Annotated in this window: 15 protein-coding genes; 7 read left to right on the top strand and 8 right to left on the bottom strand. The window is 71.1% G+C overall.

All coding sequences use genetic code 11. The annotated features are described in order from the left end of the window. Positions 1-289: 289 nt before the first annotated feature. The 3 genes from IPJ59_RS11655 to IPJ59_RS11645 form a co-directional block, all read right to left on the bottom strand. The gene (locus IPJ59_RS11655; RefSeq protein WP_293256014.1) at positions 290-1,504 is read right to left on the bottom strand and encodes a calcium-binding EGF-like domain-containing protein; all 1,215 of its coding nucleotides are present in this window, start codon (positions 1,502-1,504) and stop codon (positions 290-292) included. Then, the gene (locus IPJ59_RS11650; protein WP_293271562.1) at positions 1,504-2,334 is read right to left on the bottom strand and encodes a DUF434 domain-containing protein; all 831 of its coding nucleotides are present in this window, start codon (positions 2,332-2,334) and stop codon (positions 1,504-1,506) included. The genes IPJ59_RS11655 and IPJ59_RS11650 overlap by 1 nt, the downstream gene beginning before the upstream one ends. A 100-nt stretch (positions 2,335-2,434) precedes the next feature. Continuing rightward, positions 2,435-3,649, bottom strand: a complete 1,215-nt coding sequence (locus tag IPJ59_RS11645; RefSeq protein ID WP_293271560.1) for a hypothetical protein — start codon at positions 3,647-3,649, stop codon at positions 2,435-2,437. 99 nt (positions 3,650-3,748) lie between these two features. On the opposite strand from IPJ59_RS11645, the gene IPJ59_RS11640 reads away from it, so the two are divergent. The 6 genes from IPJ59_RS11640 (at position 3,749) to IPJ59_RS11615 (ending at position 9,426) form a co-directional block, all read left to right on the top strand. Continuing rightward, positions 3,749-4,477, top strand: coding sequence for a matrixin family metalloprotease (locus tag IPJ59_RS11640; RefSeq protein WP_293271558.1), 729 nt, complete (start codon positions 3,749-3,751; stop codon positions 4,475-4,477). 57 nt (positions 4,478-4,534) lie between these two features. Continuing rightward, a complete protein-coding gene (locus IPJ59_RS11635; RefSeq protein ID WP_293256023.1) occupies positions 4,535-5,980 on the top strand; it encodes a nicotinate phosphoribosyltransferase in 1,446 nt (481 codons plus the stop codon). Further along, positions 5,977-6,666 (top strand): NUDIX hydrolase, encoded by a 690-nt coding sequence (locus IPJ59_RS11630; RefSeq protein WP_293256025.1) that lies wholly within the window; start codon positions 5,977-5,979, stop codon positions 6,664-6,666. Before IPJ59_RS11635 ends, IPJ59_RS11630 begins: the two co-directional genes overlap by 4 nt. A gap of 11 nt (positions 6,667-6,677) precedes the next feature. After that, positions 6,678-7,313, top strand: coding sequence for a bifunctional nicotinamidase/pyrazinamidase (gene pncA, locus IPJ59_RS11625; RefSeq protein WP_293256027.1), 636 nt, complete (start codon positions 6,678-6,680; stop codon positions 7,311-7,313). Between the two features lie 14 nt (positions 7,314-7,327). Then, positions 7,328-8,419 carry a hypothetical protein gene (locus tag IPJ59_RS11620; protein ID WP_293271556.1) on the top strand — a complete coding sequence of 364 codons (1,092 nt, stop codon included), beginning with the start codon at positions 7,328-7,330 and terminating at the stop codon, positions 8,417-8,419. A gap of 191 nt (positions 8,420-8,610) precedes the next feature. Beyond that, positions 8,611-9,426, top strand: coding sequence for a DUF4198 domain-containing protein (locus IPJ59_RS11615; protein WP_293271554.1), 816 nt, complete (start codon positions 8,611-8,613; stop codon positions 9,424-9,426). Between the two features lie 64 nt (positions 9,427-9,490). Here the strand turns inward: IPJ59_RS11615 and IPJ59_RS11610 are convergent, their stop codons facing one another. The 5 genes from IPJ59_RS11610 to IPJ59_RS11590 form a co-directional block, all read right to left on the bottom strand. Next, positions 9,491-10,291 (bottom strand): hypothetical protein, encoded by an 801-nt coding sequence (locus tag IPJ59_RS11610; protein WP_293256035.1) that lies wholly within the window; start codon positions 10,289-10,291, stop codon positions 9,491-9,493. Positions 10,292-11,073: 782 nt separating this feature from the next. Continuing rightward, a complete protein-coding gene (locus tag IPJ59_RS11605) occupies positions 11,074-11,901 on the bottom strand; it encodes a hypothetical protein (protein ID WP_293271950.1) in 828 nt (275 codons plus the stop codon). A gap of 131 nt (positions 11,902-12,032) precedes the next feature. Further along, a complete protein-coding gene (locus IPJ59_RS11600) occupies positions 12,033-15,599 on the bottom strand; it encodes a M1 family aminopeptidase (protein ID WP_293271552.1) in 3,567 nt (1,188 codons plus the stop codon). Then, positions 15,596-16,492 (bottom strand): ABC transporter ATP-binding protein, encoded by an 897-nt coding sequence (locus IPJ59_RS11595; RefSeq protein ID WP_293271550.1) that lies wholly within the window; start codon positions 16,490-16,492, stop codon positions 15,596-15,598. The genes IPJ59_RS11600 and IPJ59_RS11595 overlap by 4 nt, the downstream gene beginning before the upstream one ends. Before the next feature lie 85 nt (positions 16,493-16,577). Then, positions 16,578-17,786 (bottom strand): FHA domain-containing serine/threonine-protein kinase, encoded by a 1,209-nt coding sequence (locus tag IPJ59_RS11590; protein ID WP_293271548.1) that lies wholly within the window; start codon positions 17,784-17,786, stop codon positions 16,578-16,580. A gap of 81 nt (positions 17,787-17,867) precedes the next feature. On the opposite strand from IPJ59_RS11590, the gene IPJ59_RS11585 reads away from it, so the two are divergent. Next, positions 17,868-18,650, top strand: a complete 783-nt coding sequence (locus IPJ59_RS11585; RefSeq protein ID WP_293271546.1) for an HAD family hydrolase — start codon at positions 17,868-17,870, stop codon at positions 18,648-18,650. The last annotated feature ends 77 nt before the right edge of the window (positions 18,651-18,727 follow it).

Here is an 18,727-nt window from a genome sequence, read left to right as displayed (position 1 = left end):
CAGGCTTTGTCCGGCGCTGCAAGTCGCCTCCGCCGCGCAGGGCCGCATGGGAGGCCGTGGAGCGCGGAGTCGGGGGTGGTCGGCGGCGCGCATGTGCGGCCTTGGTGCACATGAACCTGGCCTTTAGGACAGGAATTTTGGCGTCGCTGGGGGCAGTCGGCCACCGCAGCGCCGCCGGGGCGGCTCGGATTGGGGGCTCGGCTTGCGGGGTCGCGGCATGCGGGCCTGCGACCGCGTTCTAGCTCACAGGGATCGCGTGTACCGGCGTTCGGGCCGCTACGCGCTGTGATCAGAGGGTGGTAGTGCCAGTGCCACCGCTGCTGCCGCTGGTGGTGCTGTCGTTGGTGGTGCTGCCGTCACCGGTGGTCGTGCCTGGCATCCCGGTGGTGGTGCCGTCGCCGGTGGTCGTCTCGGGCGTGCCGGTCGACTCCGGCGGCGGGAGAGGTTCGCACTGGCCGTTGTCGTAGTTGCAGGTGTGGGTGTCGTTGTTGCAGCCGCCACACTGACCGCCGCACGCGTCGTTGCCACACTGCTTGCCCTCGCACTGGGGGACGCAGTCGCAGCTGAGGGGCAGGTCGCCGGGGGCGTAGCCGGGCTCACAGGTGCACGAGGCTGTGCCGCCGGAGTCGGCGCAGGTGCCGTGACCGGAGCAGCTCTCGAGGAAGCAGCTCGAGGTGTTGAAGGGGAAGTAGCCGGCGCTGATGACGAGGTCGCCGGTGCCGACCTGGACCTCGACGATGACGGGGCGCTCGAGCTTGCCGATCAGGAAGGGCAGGACCTCGATGGTGGCCTGCGGGCTGTTGAGCTGCAGGATGCCGCTGGTGAGGTTGCTCGAGCAGCCGCCGATCTTGCTGGCGCCCAGGACGGCGCCGAGTTGGAAGCCGCAATAGAAGGTGCCGTCGCCGTTGAGCAGGGCCTTGGACTCGCCGCTCATGTCGAAGGCGGTGAAGCCGACGTCGACGCTGCTGATGCCTTTCGGGGTGACCTTGATCTCGGCCACGTCGATGGCGGCGGCCTTGAGATCGGTGCCTTCGGGGGTGCGCGAGAGCTTGGGGCTGTCGACGATGACGCTGGGCTCGGAGCCCTTGGCGGCCGCGACCACGCCGAGCGTGCCGATGTACGCGGTGGGCTTGTCGTCGGAGGAGTTGTAGGCGATGACGCGGGTCTCGCCGGGCTTGAGCAGCACCGTGGGCTTCTCCGAGACGTCGGTGTCGAAGGTGAGCTCGGCAGGCACGCGGAACTCGAGGTCGCGGGGCTCGATGAGGTAGGCGTCGCCGACCTGTTCGAAGTTGCCGCGCGAGAGCTTCTCGTCGCTGGGACGGATGATGATCTGGCGGGTCACGAGCAGGGCGCCGGCCGGGACGGTGAGCGTGACGCCGTCGTCGTGGGCGACCACGCCGCCCTCGGGGCCGATGAGCGCGTCGGCGGTGTTACTGCCGCCGCAGCCGGTCAGCGCGGCCAGCGTGGTTGAGGCGAGCAGGCAGGAGCGGAGCGAGAAAGCCATCACAGAACACCTATACCTGAACTCGGTTCGGCTCGCAGGGGGTCGTCCGAGCCGAGGTCGAGAAGCCACAGGCCGGGGCGCGCGGCGAGGACGGGACCCGTCGATGTGGGCGCTGGTGCGGACTCGCCATTGAGGATGCTGGCGAGGAGGTCGAACCACCGCGCGCGGCTGCCCGCGGCGGCGCAGCGGTCCAAGATCCACGCGTCGCTGGTGGCGACGATGCCGGCGTGGTGGACCAGGATGGCGTCGGGGTTGGCCACGAGTTCGCAGGTCCAGGGCCAGTGGCGGCGCTCGGCGGTCTCCAGCAGGAGAGCGCGCAAACGGCCGCTGTTGGCGACGGGGCGATCGAGGTACCAGGCGACGCTGCTCGGGGCGTGTCCGCCCGCGTGGAGGTGGCGGCCGATCATCTCGATGGCGAAGGATGTCTCGGCGACCTGGCGGTAGGTGCCGTGGACGCTGGCGAGGTCGCGCAGGGCTCCGTCGCGGCCGCGGAGGACGACGCCGTGCGACAGGGCGGACTCGAGGATGATGAGGCAGTTGAGGCCGTCGATGGCGAGGCGCTGGTCGGCGAGCTGGGCCCGGGTGGCGCGGACGGCCGCGCGGGCCGTGCGGGCGGCGTCGCTGCAGCTGCAGCGGGCGACGGCCTGGCGCTGGCGGACGGTGAGCTCGTGGCGGTCACCGACGAGCTTCAGCGCGGAGAGCTCGGCGTAGCCGTGGGACAGCAGCCACGAGAGGTCGCTCGTGGCGGCGCGGAGGGCCGGCAATTCTTTCGCGGCGAACAGGCGATCGTCGCCGGGGTGGCGGCCGCGGTGGCGATCTTCGTGGGTCATCGCGCTGGGACGCTGGCGATGCTGCGTGGCGGTGGACCGCGGGTCTGGCAGAGCGAGTCGTCGGTCTGCGCAGGAGCCCGCATGAAGTGCAACCGGATCGCTATTGCGGCGCGAACGGGGCGCAGGTCGAGACGCCGGCGCCGACGATGCGGATCGGTGCCGCGGCGACGATGGTCGTGAGGTCCTGCTTGCCGTTCATGTCGCTGTCGTCGTAGTCGAACTGGGTGACCTTGGAGACGCTGGGGTTGGCGCTCTCGGTGAACATGTAGAAGTCGCCGGCGAAGAAGGAGAAGGCGAAGGCGTTGGTGAGCGGCAGGTTGGGCAGCGGGATCTCGTCGATGAACTGGCCGTTGGCCTTGTCGACCTCGACGAGCTTGGAGGGGTTGACGCCGCCGAACATGAAGGTGCGGCCGTCGCCGGTGCCCGTGAGCTCGGCGCCGTTGAACTTGGTCTTGGCGATCTTGGAGAGGATCAGGGTGTCGGGGTCGACGGTGAGGAAGTCGCCGAGGTTGGGTCCCTCGCCGAAGCCGCCGATGCCGTTAAAGGTGTTGCCGTAGAGCTTGTCGCACTGGTCGGACTCGCTGTTCGACACGAAGGCCATGCCGAAGTAGTTGACGCCCAGCTGGCCCTGGTTGTAGCCGGGGTCCATGCACTTGGCGACGTTGGTGACGTCGACCTTCCAGATGTCGCCCTGGGGGTTGTTGAACATCACCCAGGCGAAGCCGAGGCGGTCGACGGCCATCGAGAAGGTGCCGTTCATGCCGCCGCAGTTGAAGGCGCCGAGCATCTCGAACTGCTTGGTCTCGGGGAAGAACTTCCACATCTCGGCGTCGTCGGAGAGGACGAAGATGCCGTCGTCGAGGGGGACCTCGATGTCGGGACAGGCGCAGGGCTCGACGCCGTTGGTGGTGGTGTCGGTGGTGCCACCGGTGCTGCCGGTGTCGGCGGTGCCGGTGTCGGCCGCGCTGGTGCTGCCGGTGTTGGCGCTGCTGGTGTCGGTCTGGACGTTGCCGGTGGTGGCGGTGGGGTCGGTGGTGCTGGCGCTGGTGCTGGTGCTGGTGCTGGTGGCGGCGGTGGGGTCGGTGCTCGAGTCGGTGGCGCTGCCGGTCTGCGAGCCGCTGCCGCCGGTGACCACGTCGGTGGTGGCGGTCGGGTCGACGGTGGTCGTGGGCGTGGTGGGGTTGCCCGTGCTGCTGCCGCCGCTGCTGCCTGCGGAGATGGAGCCGCTGCCTTCCGTGGAGTCGCCGCAGGCGGCGACGAGGAGGCTGAGGACGGCGAGGGCGAGGCGTTGCGAGCCGGGGCTGTTCAAGGTCATGCTCGCAGGGTAACGAAAGTTTCGCGGGGTGAACACGGCGCGGGGTCCGGACGTTGGGGCCGGTCGGAGGTGCAGATGCTTGCAGGTAGGGCGGCCATCGTGGGCGTGGGTGTGTTGGCGGCGACGCTGGTGGCGGGCGCCTGGCTGGCGTCGGCGGCGTGGGCCGGGGTCGTGACGACCGGGCCGGGGCTGTCGGGGGGCGCGATCACGCGCCCGGCGGAGCGGGAGATCCGGGCGCTGGTGTTGCTGGTGGTGCTGGACGATCCACGGCCTGGCGCGGAGGGGGTCGCGGCGGCGCTGGTCGACGAGGTGGAGGCCGCGCTGCGGCGGGTGTACCAGGTGGAGGTGCGGCGCTTGCCGGCGATCACGTTGCCGCGCTCGGCCTACTACGCGCCGCGTCGGCGCTACCGCGCCGATCTGCTGCTCGATCATCTGGCGACGCTGGTGCCCGCGGAGCTGCCGGCGGGGACGCGGGTGCTGGGGCTGACGAGCGCGGACATCTCGACCAGCAAGCCGCCGCACCGCGACTGGGGGGTGTTCGGGCTCGGGTCGCTGGGCGGGACGGCGGGGGTGGTGTCGAGTCATCGCCTGCGCAAGAAGGCGCGTGACGCGGCGCAGGTGAGCTGGCGGGTGACGAACACGGCGGTGCACGAGCTCGGGCACGTGCTTGGGCTCGACCACTGTGAGGAGGCGAACTGCGTGATGCTGGACGCGCAGGGCGGGATCGCCAACACCGACGGCTCGAGCGGGGTGCCGGGCCCGAAGTGCCAGGCGGTCCTCGATCGCGCGGCGCCGCTGCGGCCGGCGAGCGAGCTCGGCGGGGCTTGACGCGGGCGGCCCGGGCTGCGAGAAGCCTTGGTGTTGTTTGGACACGAAGGGGTGAGGATGTCTGGAACGTCGCTCGCGCTGCTCACGGATCTGTATCAGCTGACGATGGCCTACGGGTACTGGCGGCTCGGGCGGGCCGACGACGAGGCGGTGTTCCACCTGTTCTTCCGGCGGCCGCCGTTTCGCGGCGGCTACGCGATCGCGGGCGGGCTCGCGGCGGCGATCGACTACCTGACGCAGCTGCGCTTCGCGGCCGACGACCTGGCCTACCTGGCGACGCTGACGGGCAACGACGACGCGCCGCTGTTCTCGGCGGAGTTCCTCGAGTACCTCGGCGGGCTGCGGTTTCGCTGCGACGTCGACGCGGTGCCGGAGGGCACGGCGACGTTCGCCCACGAGCCGCTGCTGCGGGTGCGGGGGTCGATCTTGCAGTGTCAGCTGGTCGAGACGCCGCTGCTCAACCTGCTCAACTTCTCGACCTTGATCGCGACCAAGGCGGCGCGGGTGTGCACGGCGGCGGAGGGCGAGCCGGTGCTGGAGTTCGGTCTGCGGCGCGGGCAGGGCATCGACGGGGCGCTGTCGGCGGCGCGGGCGGCGTACCTCGGGGGCTGCGCGGCGACCTCGAACGTGCTGGCGGGCAAGCGCTACGGGATCCCGGTGCGGGGGACCCACGCGCACAGCTGGGTGATGTCCTTCGCCGACGAGCGCGAGGCCTTCGCCGCGTACGCGGAGGCGCTGCCGAACAACTGCGTGTTCCTGGTCGACACCTACGAGACGATCGAGGGGGTGCGGCGGGCGATCGCGGTGGGCGAGCAGCTGCGGGCGCGGGGGCACGAGCTGGCGGGGGTGCGGCTTGACTCGGGCGACCTGGCGCGGCTCAGTCAGGCGGCGCGGGCGATGCTCGACGCGGCCGGGTTTCCCAACGCCGCGGTGGTCGCGAGCAACGACCTCGACGAGCACGAGATCGCGGCGCTGCGGCGGGGCGGGGCCAAGATCTCGGTGTGGGGCGTGGGCACGCGGCTGGTCACGGCCTACGACCAGCCGGCGCTCGGTGGGGTGTACAAGCTGGCGGCGATCCGTCGCGGCGCCGACGCGGCGTGGGAGTACCGGGTCAAGCTGTCGGAGGATCCGATCAAGGTGAGCAACCCGGGCATCCAGCAGGTGCGGCGCTTCGTGGGGGCCGATGGTTGCTTCGCGGGCGACGTGATCTACGAGGAGACGCTCGGTCGCGGCGGTGCGGTGCACCGACTCGACGCGCCGGACCAGAGCTTCGTGCCGGAGGGCGACGGGGAGGATCTGCTGGTGCCGGTGCTGCGCGGGGGTTCGCAGGTCTACACGCCGCCGCCGCTGGTGGAGTCGCGGGCGCGGACGATCGATCAGCTGCAGCGCATCGGCGCGGGGGTGCGGCAGCTGCAGGCGCCGGAGGCGTATGCGGTGGGGCTCGACGAGCGGCTGCAGGGGCTGAAGGATCGGGTGATCGCGGCGGCGCGGGGGGGCGCGTGAGCTTCACCTACCGGCATGCGCGGCCGGCGGTGACCGTGGACTGCGTGGTGTTCGGGCTCGACGACGAGCTGCTGAAGGTGCTGCTGATCCAGCGCGACCGCGAGCCCTTCGCCGGGCGCTGGGCGCTGCCGGGGGGCTTCGTCGAGGCGGAGGAGACGCTGGCGCAGGCGGCCCAGCGGGAGCTGACCGAAGAGACAGGTGTGGCGAAGGTGTACCTCGAGCAGCTGGCGAGCTTCGGCGACCCGGGCCGCGACCCGCGGGATCGGGTGATCACGGTGGCCTACTACGGGTTGGTGCGACGGTTGGACCATGCGCCGCGGGCCGCGAGCGACGCGCGGGCGGTCGGGTGGTTCCCGGCCTCGCGCTGTCCGCCGCTGGCCTTCGATCACGGTGAGATCGTGGCGCTGGCGCGGCGCCGGCTGCAGGCCAGGCTGCGCGAGCAGCCGGTGGGCTTCGAGCTGCTGCCGCGAAAGTTCACGCTGTCGCAGATCCAGGGGGTCTACGAGGCGGTGCTGGGGCGGCCGCTGGACAAGCGGAATTTTCGCCGGAAGCTGCTGGCGACCGGGGTGCTGCGCGAGCTGGCGGAGACGCAGCTGGGCGTGGCCCACCGGGCGGCCCGGCTGTATCAGTTCGACGCGCGCGAGTACCGGGCGCGGGTCAAGCAGGGCTTTCACTTCGAGGTCTGAGAGGTGCGGCGATGGGCGCGTTGATCGTGGTCGACATCCAGAACGACTTCCTGCCGGGCGGTGCGCTGGCGGTGCCGCGCGGGGACGAGGTGGTGGCGGTGGCCAACTCGCTGATGCCGCGGTTTCGCCGGGTGGTGGCGACGCAGGACTGGCATCCGGCGGGGCACAAGAGCTTCGCGGCGAGTCACCCGGGGCGTTCGCCGGGGGAGTTGATCACGCTCGCTGGGGCGGCGCAGGTGCTGTGGCCGGTGCACTGCGTGCAGGGGACGCGGGGGGCGGCGTTCGCCGCGGAGCTGCAGGCGGAGCGGGTGGACGCGGTGGTGCACAAGGGGATGGATCCGGAGATCGACTCGTACAGCGGCTTCTTCGACAACGACCACCGGCGCGCGACCGGGTTGGAGGATCGGCTGCGGGCGCTGGGCGAGTCGGAGCTGTGGGTGCTCGGGCTGGCCACGGACTACTGCGTGAAGGCGACGGCGCTCGACGCGGTGCGGCTCGGCTTTCGCACGAGTCTGGTGGTCGACGGCTGTCGTGCGGTCGAGCTGCAGGCCGGCGACGGTGCGCGGGCGATCGCCGAGATGCAGGCCGCGGGCGTGACGCTGGTGACGAGCGGCGAACTGCTCGCGGGCGGGTCCGCGGGTCGATAGACTGCGCGCCCGGGATGTCCGTCGTCCTCGCCCTCGTGCTCGTCGTCGTCGCTCCGGCCGAGGGGTTGCGTCTCGTCTGGGACGCGGCGCCCGGCGCGAGCTGCCCGGATCAGGCGGCGCTGCGGGGGCGGGTGGCGGCGATGCTCGGGCCGGGAGCGATCGAGCGGACGGACCTGACGGCGACGGCGAGCGTGCGGGCGGTGGCAGCGGGTTGGCGTCTCGAGCTCGAGCTGGCGCGGGCGGCGGGCAGCGAGCGGCGGACGCTGACGGACCGCGACTGTGCGGCGCTGGCCGACGCGGCGGCGCTGATGATCGCGGTGGCGATCGACCCGCTGGCGGCGCTCGCGGAGGCGCCGGTTGGACCTGTCCCACAGGACAGAGCCGCGGATCCGGTGGAGGTGGTGGTGCCGCCGCCGCCAGACCCGCGGCTGGAGCTGCCTGTCCCGGGGGACAGGGGCGTGGTCCCTGTCCCGGAGGACAGGTTATTGGGGGCTGTCCCTGAGGTCGAGCCGGCGGAGGCGCTGCCGCGGGCGGATGTGCCTGTCCCGAAGGACAGGCGCGAGGTATCGCCGCGGGGCCTGCAGCTGGGGCTGCGGGCGGGCGCGGGGGTCGGCTTCACGCGGATCTTGCCGCGGCCGCACGCGACGCTCGAGCTGGGGCTGTCGCTGGCGGGGCGGGGCTGGCGGGTCGAGCTGAACGGGGGCTTCGCGCCGCCGGTGCGCGCCACGGCGAGCGGGGAGCCGGCGATCGGCGGGGTGTTTCGCCTCGGCTTCGGCGAGCTGCGGGGCTGCGGGGTGCCGGCGTTGCTGCGGGCGCCGATCGTGTTCCCGCTGTGCGCGGGCCTGCAGGTCGGGGCGATGTATGGGCGCGGCGAGGGCAGCGGGCTGAAGGAGAAGTTGGCGGCTCGCTCGCTGTGGTTGGCGACGCGGCTGGGCGGGGCGCTGCGCTGGCGGCCGCGCGACGGTCGGGTCGGGCTTTGGCTCGGGCTCGACGCGATCGTGGCGATCACGCGGCCGAGCTTCGAGACGGCGGGCGGTGTGGCGGTGCACGCGGCGGCGCGGGTCGGCGGGCAGGCGTCGGTGGGGCTCGAGCTGCGGCTGCGCTGAGGTCTCGCGGGTCGGCGGGCAGGCGTTGGTGGGGCTCGAGTTGCGGCCGCGCGGAGGTGTCGCGGGTCGGCGGGCAGGCGTCGGTGGGGCTCGAGTTGCGGCTGCGCGGAGGTGTCGATCGCGGGTTGGGGAGGCCTCGCTCGTCGGCGCCGCGCTTGCCAGAGGTGGACCTGGCGGGCATGCTCGCGGCGATGCGACGGTCTGTGTGGGTGAGCCTCCTGGGGCTGTTGCTGCTGGTCGCCGGGCCGGCGCGGGCGCACGACTACTGGCTGGAGTTCTCGCCGCGGGCGCCGCGGCAGGGGGACGATCTGTCGCTGTCGCTGTGGGTCGGGGAGGACTTCGCGGCGCACGAGCAGAAGGCGATGGAGATCGAGCGCACGCTGTCGCTGCGGCACCTGAGCGGCGCGGGTGACGAGGACCTGCTGCCGCTGGCGCGCGAGGGGGCGGCGCCGATCGTGAGGCTGGCTTTGCGTGAGTCGGGGGGGCACTTGCTGGCGCTCGAGCGGACGCCGGCGCGGATCTCGATGCGGGCCCGCAAGTTCAACCGCTACCTCAAGCACGAGGGGCTGCGGGCGGCGTTCGCGGAGCGCAAGCGGTCCGGCGAGCGGTTCCAGCGGGCCCGCGAGCGCTACACGCGGTACCTCAAGGCCTTCGTGCAGGTCGGTGCGGCGGCGGACGGGGTGTCGACGCGGGTGCTCGGGCATCGCATCGAGCTGGTGCCGGAGCGCGACGTGGCGACGGCGCGGGCGGGCGAGCGGCTGGCGCTGCAGGTGCGCTTCGAGGGCGAGCCGCTGGCGGGGGTGATGGTCGAGGCCTTCGTGCGCGACGCCGCGGGCAAGCCGCAGGGTCAGCAGAGATTCAGCGACGCGAAGGGGCGGGTGGAGTTCACGCTGGGTCAGCGGGGGGCGTGGCTGGTGCGGACGGTGCACATGCAGCGATGCATCGGCTGCGACGATGCGGAGTGGGAGAGCTTCTGGGCGGCGTACAGCTTTGCGCTGGGTCAGTAGGCCGGCGATCGATCAGCAGACGATGTCCGCGGGTGCCAGTAGGCGGCGGGGGGCCAGCGGGCGATCAGTAGGGCACGTAGCAGGCGCCGACGGTCTCGAAGCCGGGGGCGGGGGCGGCGAAGAGGGGGCGACAGAGCGACGGGGAGGCGCACTGCTCGTCGCCTTGGTTGAGGTCGCAGACGTTGGTGCAGCAGGCGTCGCCGATGCAGCCGGGGATCAGGGCCCCATGCATGCAGGCGAGGTTGGCCGCGCAGCCGCGCAGGCCGACGGCGTTGCAGGGCTCGCCGGGCTGGCTGATGTCCGTGTCGGTCAGGAGCATGTCGCAGACGAAGCGGTCGGCGGTCTGGTGGCAGGCGAAGCCGTTGTCGCAGTCGGGGACGATCGGGTCGCAGGCGTCGGCGCAGAAGGTCGTGAGGGTGTAGGGGCTCGCCTGGCAGCCGCCGGGCTCGCAGTCCGCGTCGTTGCGGCAGGCGGGGAGGCAGCGGCCGAGTTGGTCCTCGGGGTTGGTGCGCAGGCAGACGTGGCCGGAGGTGCAGCCGTCCTGGCCGGTGCCCTCGGCGGGCTCGCAGTCGTCGCCGGGGATGAGCATGCCGTCGTCGGGGACGCAGTTGAAGTGGTTCTGCGGGCCGCCCTCGCTGATCGCGGTGCACTTCTGGCCGGTGGGGCAGGCATTCTCGTCGGCGGGCTCGCAGTTGAACTCGGGGCCGAAGCCGCCGTCGGCGTCGCCGGGGACGCCGTCGTCGGCGCTCTCGACGTCGGTGGCGCTGCCGGAGCTCTCGCCGCCGAGGTCGTCGATCGGGACGCGCTGGCAGGCGGGCACGAGCAGGCAGGCGAACGCGGCGCGGGCGAGGGTGCGGCAGTCCATGGGGGCAGGCTAGCGTGGATCGCGGGCGGCCGCGACCGGTCTGCGATCGGACCCATGGTCGAGCGCGGGCGGAAGGGCCCGCGGGCGTTCAGGTGACGTCGACCATGGCCGAGAGGGCGCCGGCCTTCGATGGTCCAAGTCCCCGGGGACAGGCCGCTCAGGGTGAAGTCGATCGTGAAGTTGCACTCGCAGTCGGCTTCGCTGCCGGTGTGCTCGTAGGTGATGCTGATGGTGTTGGGGGCGGTCTCCTCGGGGACGGCGGTGAAGCTGTAGCCGCAGTTCTCGACGTACTCGGTCTCGGTGACGGCGACCTTGCCTCCGCCGAGGGCCATGGCGCTGAGGCCGGGGGCGGCGATCGGCGGGGAGCCGAGCTCTTCGGGGAGCAGCGGCGGCTGGCCGACGCACATGGAGCGCGAGTCCTCGGCGACGACGCTGGACTGGCCCCCGGTGGTCGCAGCGCCGGACTCGCCGGAGGCGGACTCGCCGGAGCTCGGGCCCGACGTGGGGCCCGAGGTGGGGGCGGTGGTCTCGCCGGTGGCTTCGCTGGCGGAGCCACTCGCGGAGTCACTCGCGTCGCTGGTCTTGTCTTCGGTGCCGCAGGCGGCGAGGCAGAGGGTCAAGGTAAGGGCAAGCGTGGTGCGCATCGCCGATCTGTAACACGACGCGGCGACGCGGGACGACGCGTGCGGGCGCGCGCTGCTGCGGGAGTGGCGAAGCTCGCGGCTGGCCGCGAGCTGCACGCTGACATTCTCGCCGGGCCACGCGCGGGGGCGCGCGGTATGTCAGCAGTTCGGGCACTCGCAGTGGATCACGGGGCCCTTCTGCTCGCTGCAGAAATTGTAGGGGTCCTTGCACACGAGGTCGCCGGCGCAGGCGCAGTCGGGGTCGTCGCTGCAGCCGGGCGGGATCGGCTCGCAGGTGGGCTGGGTGGGCCCGAGATCGATGTTCTGCACGCACAGGTGACCTTGCGGGCAGAAGCCGCAGTCGGGGACGACGTCGCAGTACTCGGCCGGGACGCACTTGCCGGTCCAGCACGCGGGGGTGATGGTTGGGAGCTGGCCTTCGGGACAGATCGGCGGGAGGGCGTCGCAGGCGACCTTGGTCTGATCGCACTGGAGGCGCTCCGTCTCGCACACGCCGAGGCGACAGACGGCGGCGTCGATGCCGAGCTCGGAGCACTTCGATTGCTTGCAGTCGAGGCCGCAGGGGACCGGGTTCTCGTCGCTCGGGACGCCGGTGCAGGTGCAGCAGTCGTCCTGCAGCTTGCAGTCCTTGTCGCTCTCGCACTGGCCGAGGACGGTGCCGCCGGTGCTGCTGGCGCTGGTGCTGCCTGGCTCGCTGGTGCTGGTGCTGGTGCTGCCGGGTTCGCCGGTGGTGGTGGCGGTGCCAGTCGCGGTGCCAGTCGCGGTGCCGGTCGCGGAGGCGGTGCTGGTGGTGCCGGGCTCGCTGGGGTTGGTGGTCGGCTCGCCGGTGGGCTCGGTGGTCGCGGGGCTGCTGGTCGAGGCGCTGGTGCTGGTGCTGCCGCCGGTGCTTGTGTCCGTGTTGTTGCCGCCGGGGCCGCAGGCGAGGAGCGAGGCGAGGATGAAGAGGCAAGGGTAAGGGCTGCGCATGAGCGCAGGTTTATCACTGGCGAGGCGATCTCGTCGCGCGAGGCAGCGGCGTAATGTTGGCGCTGCGTCGGCGATCGCAGGGCCCGGGCCGGGAGCTCGGCGCGGGCGCTCCGGCGAGCACGGAGCGCGGCTCACAGGGACGCGGTGTTGTCGTCGGGGTTGCGGTCGATGAGCTTGTTGTTCGGATCGATGCCGGCGCGGTCGGGTCGCTCGTCGACGCTGAGCTCGAGGGTGGTCTCGGCCTGGGTGATGTGGTGGCGCTGGAGGTAGAGCGGGCGGCCGAGGGTCTCGCCGGGGCCGGGGGCCGCGAACACGCCGACCTCGATGTCGTCGGCGAGCGGGACCTCGGTCTCGACGCCGAGCTCGTCGGCGCGCAGCTTGCGGGCGGCGAGGGTGAGCTTGACGGTGAACTTGCCGTCCTTCTCCTCGACGCTGGCCTCGCGGACCTTGTTGTCGAACAGGGTGATGGTCTCGAACAGGTCCTCGATGAGGTGGGCCTGCGCGGGCGGGGTGACCTCGCGGAGCATGGCGACCAGCTCCTTTGAGGTGGTGAAGGGGGGCGGCTGGAACGCGACCTTGCGGATGTAGCGGGCCAGGGTCGCGTTCAGGACGTCCTCGCCGAGGTAGTCGCGGAGGGCGTAGAAGACCAGGGAGCCCTTGTTGTAGTGGATGTAGGGCTGGTCCTCGCCGAGCATGATCGGCAGCTCCTTCTTGCGCTCGCTGCTGCGGCCGCGGAGGTAGCTGCGCAGCTCGTAGGCCAGGAACTTCTTCATCTTGTCGCGGCCGTACTCGCGTTCCATGACCATGAGGGCGGAGTACTGCGAGAGCGACTCGGAGAGCATGGTGGAGCCCTGGACGTCGGCGCCGATGACCTGGTGGGCCCACCACTGGTGGGCGACCTCGTGGGCGGTGACGTAGAAGGGATAGTCGAGGTCGTCGGGGTCATCGGGGCGGACGCGGGCGATGAAGCCGATGCTCTCGGAGTAGGGGATGGTGTTGGGGAAGGACTGGGCGAAGCTGGCGTAGCGCGGGAACTCGAGGATGCGGACCTGGCGGTGCTGATAGGGGCTGAAGTTGGCGGTGAAGTAGTCGAGCGACTTCTTCACGGCGTCGACCATGCGGGTCAGGTTGTACTCGTGGCCGGGCTGGTAGTAGATCTCGATGTCGACATCCTTCCACTTGTCGCGCAGGACGGCGTAGCGGGCCGACAGGAACGCGAAGAAGGGGAGGATCTTGCTGTCCATCTGGTAGGCGAAGCAGCGGCGGCCGTCCGCCTCCCACTCGCGCTGGAGATAGCCGGGGGCGATGGCGATCTGGTCCGGGGAGGTGCAGACGCTGGCGGCGAAGTCGATCCAGTCGGCGTCGCTGGCGATGTAGGTGTTCTTGCGGGCGTCCTGGTCGTCGACCTTGTGCATGCGCTCGCGCAGCGGGAGGCCCTGCTCCTTGCGGCGGTCGTCGTCGGCGAGCTCGTAGCTGCGGGAGTAGCCGATGCCGGGGAAGAACTCGACGTTGTTGAAGAAGGTGCCGTTGTCGACGATCGAGCTGCGGCGGCCGTCGTTGCCGAAGCCCTCGCGCTCGTAGGCGAGGTCGAAGTTCAGGGTGGCGCGCTCGCCGGGGCGCATGGGGGTGGCGAGGCGGAGGATCTGGTAGCGCAGACGGGGGTCGTCGGAGACGAGGGTGGTGGGGCGGTCGAGGGCGAGCTCGCGGATCGTGACCGCCTCGTCGAGGCGCAGGTGGAGCTCGCTGACGTCGAGCTCGTTGCGGTTGACGAGCTGGTAGCTGCCCCTGGCCTGCATGTGGCCGCGCTCGGGGAAGATGTCGACGTGGACATCGACGGCGGTGATGCGGGGCTGCGGCAGCGACTCGTATTGCTTGTAGCTGCGCTCGTACTCGGCCTGGAGGGCGTCGCTCGCGTCGCGGCTGCGGAACACGTGGAGCGTGTTGGTGTTGTGGAGGATGAAGGCGCCGATGCCGACCCAGGCGGCGAGGGCGAGGCCGGCGAAGGCGAACCAGCGCGGGGTGAGGCGGCCGCGGGCGGCGTGCAGGCGGGCGCGCCAGCCGGCGACGGTGCCGCGGACCAGCAGGAGGCGGGCGATCGCCAGGAGGACCATGGCCCAGGCGAAGTAGTAGGCGGTGAACCACAGGTTGGCGGCGACGTCGGGGCCGTAGCCGTTCATGTCCGAGTAGGTCGGCGTGGGGGCGTTGCCGAAGTTGTAGAGGCGGTGCTCGAGGCCCCAGGCGGAGAGGGCGATGGTGAGGATGTAGAAGACGACGACGAGGGCGTTGCCGAGGAACTTGTTGTTGGCGACGACGTGGATGAAGAAGGCGAGCAGGGTGGTGAGGACCACGCCGGGGAACACGAAGCCGTAGAGGTAGCCGAAGTAGACGCCCAGCTCGAAGTTCGTGTAGCCCTTGATCGCCTGCACGGCGACGCCGATGGCGATCAGGGCGAGGATGAGGACGGCCTGGGCGAGCACGAGGCCGATGATCTTGGCGGCGAAGACCCGCGGGGTGGAGACGGGGGTGGCGTCCTGGATCTGGTCGCAGTGCAGGCTGCGCTCGCGCCACACGAGCTCGCCGCTGTAGAGGGCGGTGATGATGAGGAAGAACAGGCCGAAGCTGGCGACGATCTCGATCATCGCGTACGTGACCGGGTAGGTGGTCGTGCCGTAGATGAGGTCGGCGTTGAAGGCGTTGATGACGGTCAGCAGCATGCCGCTGGCGACCAGGGCGCGGAACGGGCGGTCGCCGGTGATGCCGCGGTAGTAGAGGCCGATGAGGGTGCGCAGCTCGGCGAGCGGGCGGGGGCGCAGGGTCACTGGCGGGATGCTGGTGGCGACGCGCGGGGTCTGGTCTGGCTCGGGTTCGGGTTTGCCGCGGCGGCGGGCGCCGAGGAAGGCCTCCATGCGGAACATGCGGTAGGCGAGCGCGAGCACCAGCAGGGCGAGGCCGACCCAGAGCAGGCGGTTGTAGAGCAGGAGGTCGCGCAGCGGGACCAGGAGGTTGTTCTTCTCGACGACGGTCCAGCTCTCCTGGACGCTGCGGGTGGCCTGGATGCCGAAGGGGTCGAGGAGGGCGGCGCGGGTCTTGTTCTCGAGGTCGGCGATGAGGGAGAGGGCGAGCGAGTAACCGACGAACAGGACGATGCCCTGGACGTAGACGGCGATGAAGCTGCGGGTGAGGATGCCGACCGCGAAGAACAGGGCGCACGCGACGAGGGCGTTGGGGAGGACGTAGACGACGAGCGGCCAGAGGTAGTTGACGAGGCCGCCGGGGCCGAGCTTGTCGGCGTCGGTCCAGGGCCAGAACATGGCTGCGCCGATGCCGAGGGCGGCGCAGGAGAACACGAGGACGGTGACGGCGTAGGCGCCGAGGAAGCGGCCGAGCACGAAGCTGGGCTTGCTGAGGCGGGTGGTGAACAGCAGCTCGTGGGTCTTGAGCTCGAAGTCTCGCAGGATCGCGGTGCCGCTGATCGCGGAGGTGATGATCATGCCGACGAGGGTCAGGACCATGATCACGGTGTTGAGCGCCCACGGGGAGTTGAGGGCGATCTTGCCGCCGACGCCGCCGATGCTGATCGCGTCGGTGGTGCCGAACAGGAAGGCGAAGGCGAACATCGTCGCCATGAAGACGTAGGTGATCGGGCGGCGCAGGTGGTAGCGCAGCTCGAAGCCGGCGAAGCTGAGGAGCTGGCTCATGCGGGCCTCGCTGCTGGCTCGGCCTGGGCCTGGGCGACGTGGTGGAAGTACACGTCCTCGAGGCTGGGCTCGACGGGTTCGAAGTCGGGGCCCGGGCTGCCCTCGTGGTGGACGTGGACGACGGGGCGGCCGGTGATGAGGCGGGTGGAGATGACCTTGAGGCGGCGCTGGAGATCGGGGAGCTCGGCGCGGGTGCTGACGCGGCGCCACAGCTTGCCGCGCAGGGTGGCGGTGACGGCCTCGGGGGCGCCGGTGTAGAGCACGCGGCCGCCGGCGATGATCGCAAAGTTCGGGCACAGCTCGGCGACGTCCTCGACGATGTGGGTGCTGAGGATGACCACGACGTCGTCGCCGATCTCGCCGAGGAGGTTGAGGAAGCGGTGGCGCTCGGTGGGGTCGAGGCCGGCGGTGGGCTCGTCGACGATGACGAGGCGGGGGCGGCCGAGCAGGGCGATGGCGATGCCGAGGCGCTGCTTCATGCCGCCCGAGAAGCCGCCGACGGCCTTCTTGCGGACGGCGGCGAGGTTGGTCTGCTCGAGCAGCGCGGCGACCTGGGCGTGACGTTCACGGCGGACGGTGATGCCCTTGAGCACGGCGAAGTGCTCGAGGACGGCCTCGGCGGAGAGGTTCGGGTAGAGGCCGAACTCCTGCGGGAGGTAGCCGAGCAGCTTGCGCAGCTCGGCCTTCTGCGTGAGCACGTCGATGTCGCCGAAGCGGATGCTGCCGGCGTCGGGGTCCTGCAGGGTGGCGATCGTGCGCATGAGCGACGACTTACCGGCGCCGTTGGGGCCGAGCAGGCCGAACATGCCGGGGGGGATCGTGAGGTCGACGCCCTGCAGCGCGCGCACGCCGTTGGGGTAGGTCTTCGTGAGCTTCTTGATCGACAGTTCCATGGCGACGGTCCGCGGACCGTCACGATAGACCCATTCGCCGGGGCCGTGGTGTCAGACGCGGGGCGCCTGATTCACAGCGCCGCGTTCACATGACGAGCGAGAGCTCGTAAGGGCCGACCCAGAAGCTCTCGCCGTGGGCCAGCTCGGCGGGCTTGCGGATCGGGGTGTCCCCGATCTTGACGGAGCCGTCGCCGATGATCGGGCGCAGGTAGGGCTGGTTTGGGATCCCGCTCCACTCGAGCACGGCGTGGACGCGGCGGATCTGGGTGGTGTGGTGATCGGGGAGCATGATCTCGCAGCGCTCGCCGCTGCCGATGCGGTAGCTGCCGGGCAGGAACAGGCGCTCCTCGACGCCGCCCTCGGGCCAGCGCAGCTTGAGGGTGGCGGCGACCGGGATGCCGAGGTCGCGGTGCAGGACCTCGCCGAGGATGTTGGCGAAGGCGCTGGCGTCCTGCGGGCGGACCTCGGGCTCCTTGTCGAGGGCGCTCATCATGCCGTCGACGAGGGCGGTGGGCAGGTGCTCGCAGCCAGGGATGGAGTCGATCGGGATGACCGGCATGTTGGCGTGCGCGTGCAGCCAGCGGACGGGCTTCTCGCGGTACTCCTCGCGGACGGCGTTGAGCGGGCGATCCGGGTGGAAGGGCGAGTGGGCGGAGAGGAGTTCATAAAGGATGGTCGCAAGCGAGTAGACGTCGCTGGCGGGGGTGAGGACGCGGGTCTTGAGCTGCTCGGGCTGGCTGTAGTGGGGCGTGCCGACGACCATGTGGATCTGGGTCGCGTTGGCGCCGATGACGGGCGAGCCGTCCCACGAGCGGGCGAGGCCGAAGTCGAGGACTTTGATCTGGCCGTTGTCCTGGACGAAGATGTTCTCGGGCTTGACGTCGCGGTGGACGATGCCCTGGGCGTGCGGCTCGGCGAGGCCGAGGCAGGCCTGGTGGACGATGGTGACGGCCTGGGCGGGGTGGAGCGGCTCGTCGAAGGAGTGCCAGGTGTTGAGGGTGGTGCCCTCGAGGTAGTCCATCAACATGTACACGTGGCCGTCGGGGCGCAGGCCGCAGTCGAAGGTGCGGACCACGTGGGGGTTGGTCAGCGAGCGGAGGATCGTGATCTCTCGCAGGGCCCGCTGGGCGGCGTCGCTGGTGGTGACGGGCTCGCGCGTGAGCTTGAGCGCCAGCGGGTGGTCGTAACCGCGGACGTCGACCTTGTATACGCTGGCGAACGCGCCGGCCCCCAGCACGCTGAGGATCTTGATGTTGCCCGCGTAAACGTCGCCGGGCTGAAGTACAACGGCCATGTCGAGGGGGTACCTCGGACACTATCACGAGGCCGCGCCGGTCGAGCAAGCGCGCCCGTCACAATTCTGCGAATGCGCCCCATGAGCACTGATTCTCGCGTCCCTGCCCCAATTTCGCGCGTCGCTGCCAGCGAGGACCTCGGACGCGTGAGCCTCGTGGCGACCGACGTCGACGGCACGCTGACGCGGGGCGGCAAGCTCGACCCGGCGGTGTTGGCGGCGATCCGGCGGCTGACGGCGGCGGGGGTGGTGGTGTTGCCAGTGTCGGGTCGGCCGGCGGGTGAGGTGCAGGGGCTGGTGCGCTACGTGCCGGGCGTCACCCGCGGACTCGCGGAGAACGGATTGTTGGAGATCGTGCCGGACCACGCGCCGCGCTGGCTCGGGCGTGCGACGGACCGGGCCCGGCTGCGCGCGGCGGGCGAGCGGATGAACCTGGAATTCGCGGCCGGGCTGCGCGTCACGGGCGACGACTATTGCCGGCTCGGTGATGTCGCGTTCGAGCGCGAGGGTCGCGACGAGGCGGAGTTGTTGCGCCTTCGCGGGCACGCGGAGGCGCTCGGGGTGCACCTGGTCTGGTCGAACGTTCACGTGCACCTGGCCGAGGCGGTGCCCGACAAGGGGCTCGCGTTGTTGCAGCTGCTGCACAAGCGGGGGGTCGATCCGGAGCAGGTGGTGACGATCGGCGACGCGCCGAACGACGCGGGGCTGTTCACCGCCGGGCGCTTCGGGCTGACGGTCGGCACGGCCGACGTGCTGGCGCAGCTGGCCTATTTTCCGAGCCCGCCGCGGGCCGTGACCACAGGCGGTGAGGCCGATGGGTTCATCGAGCTGGCGGAGCTGTTGCTGGCGGCGCGCGGCGGGTGAAACCGGTGGCCGCGAGCGGGTGTCCAAGACCCCTCGCCGCGTGTGTGTCACGGCCGGGGTTCGCGGCGTGAGTTGAG

The sequence above is a fragment of the Nannocystis sp. genome, assembly GCF_016714285.1.
In the GTDB taxonomy this organism is placed as follows: Bacteria; Myxococcota_A; Polyangia; order Nannocystales; family Nannocystaceae; genus Nannocystis.
The sequence above is the reverse complement of the archived record's forward strand: the minus strand, read 5'-3'. Positions and strand labels throughout refer to the sequence as shown.

What these genes read in the sequence shown, in the direction of transcription:
- IPJ59_RS11655 (WP_293256014.1), bottom strand. Translation starts at nt 1,504, where the DNA reads ATGGCTTTCTCGCTCCGCTCCTGCCTGCTCGCCTCAACCACGCTGGCC.
- IPJ59_RS11650 (WP_293271562.1), bottom strand. Translation starts at nt 2,334, where the DNA reads ATGACCCACGAAGATCGCCACCGCGGCCGCCACCCCGGCGACGATCGC.
- IPJ59_RS11645 (WP_293271560.1), bottom strand. Translation starts at nt 3,649, where the DNA reads ATGACCTTGAACAGCCCCGGCTCGCAACGCCTCGCCCTCGCCGTCCTC.
- IPJ59_RS11635 (WP_293256023.1), top strand. Translation starts at nt 4,535, where the DNA reads ATGTCTGGAACGTCGCTCGCGCTGCTCACGGATCTGTATCAGCTGACG.
- pncA (WP_293256027.1), top strand. Translation starts at nt 6,678, where the DNA reads ATGGGCGCGTTGATCGTGGTCGACATCCAGAACGACTTCCTGCCGGGC.
- IPJ59_RS11620 (WP_293271556.1), top strand. Translation starts at nt 7,328, where the DNA reads ATGTCCGTCGTCCTCGCCCTCGTGCTCGTCGTCGTCGCTCCGGCCGAG.
- IPJ59_RS11615 (WP_293271554.1), top strand. Translation starts at nt 8,611, where the DNA reads ATGCGACGGTCTGTGTGGGTGAGCCTCCTGGGGCTGTTGCTGCTGGTC.
- IPJ59_RS11610 (WP_293256035.1), bottom strand. Translation starts at nt 10,291, where the DNA reads ATGGACTGCCGCACCCTCGCCCGCGCCGCGTTCGCCTGCCTGCTCGTG.
- IPJ59_RS11605 (WP_293271950.1), bottom strand. Translation starts at nt 11,901, where the DNA reads ATGCGCAGCCCTTACCCTTGCCTCTTCATCCTCGCCTCGCTCCTCGCC.
- IPJ59_RS11600 (WP_293271552.1), bottom strand. Translation starts at nt 15,599, where the DNA reads ATGAGCCAGCTCCTCAGCTTCGCCGGCTTCGAGCTGCGCTACCACCTG.
- IPJ59_RS11595 (WP_293271550.1), bottom strand. Translation starts at nt 16,492, where the DNA reads ATGGAACTGTCGATCAAGAAGCTCACGAAGACCTACCCCAACGGCGTG.
- IPJ59_RS11590 (WP_293271548.1), bottom strand. Translation starts at nt 17,786, where the DNA reads ATGGCCGTTGTACTTCAGCCCGGCGACGTTTACGCGGGCAACATCAAG.
- IPJ59_RS11585 (WP_293271546.1), top strand. Translation starts at nt 17,868, where the DNA reads ATGAGCACTGATTCTCGCGTCCCTGCCCCAATTTCGCGCGTCGCTGCC.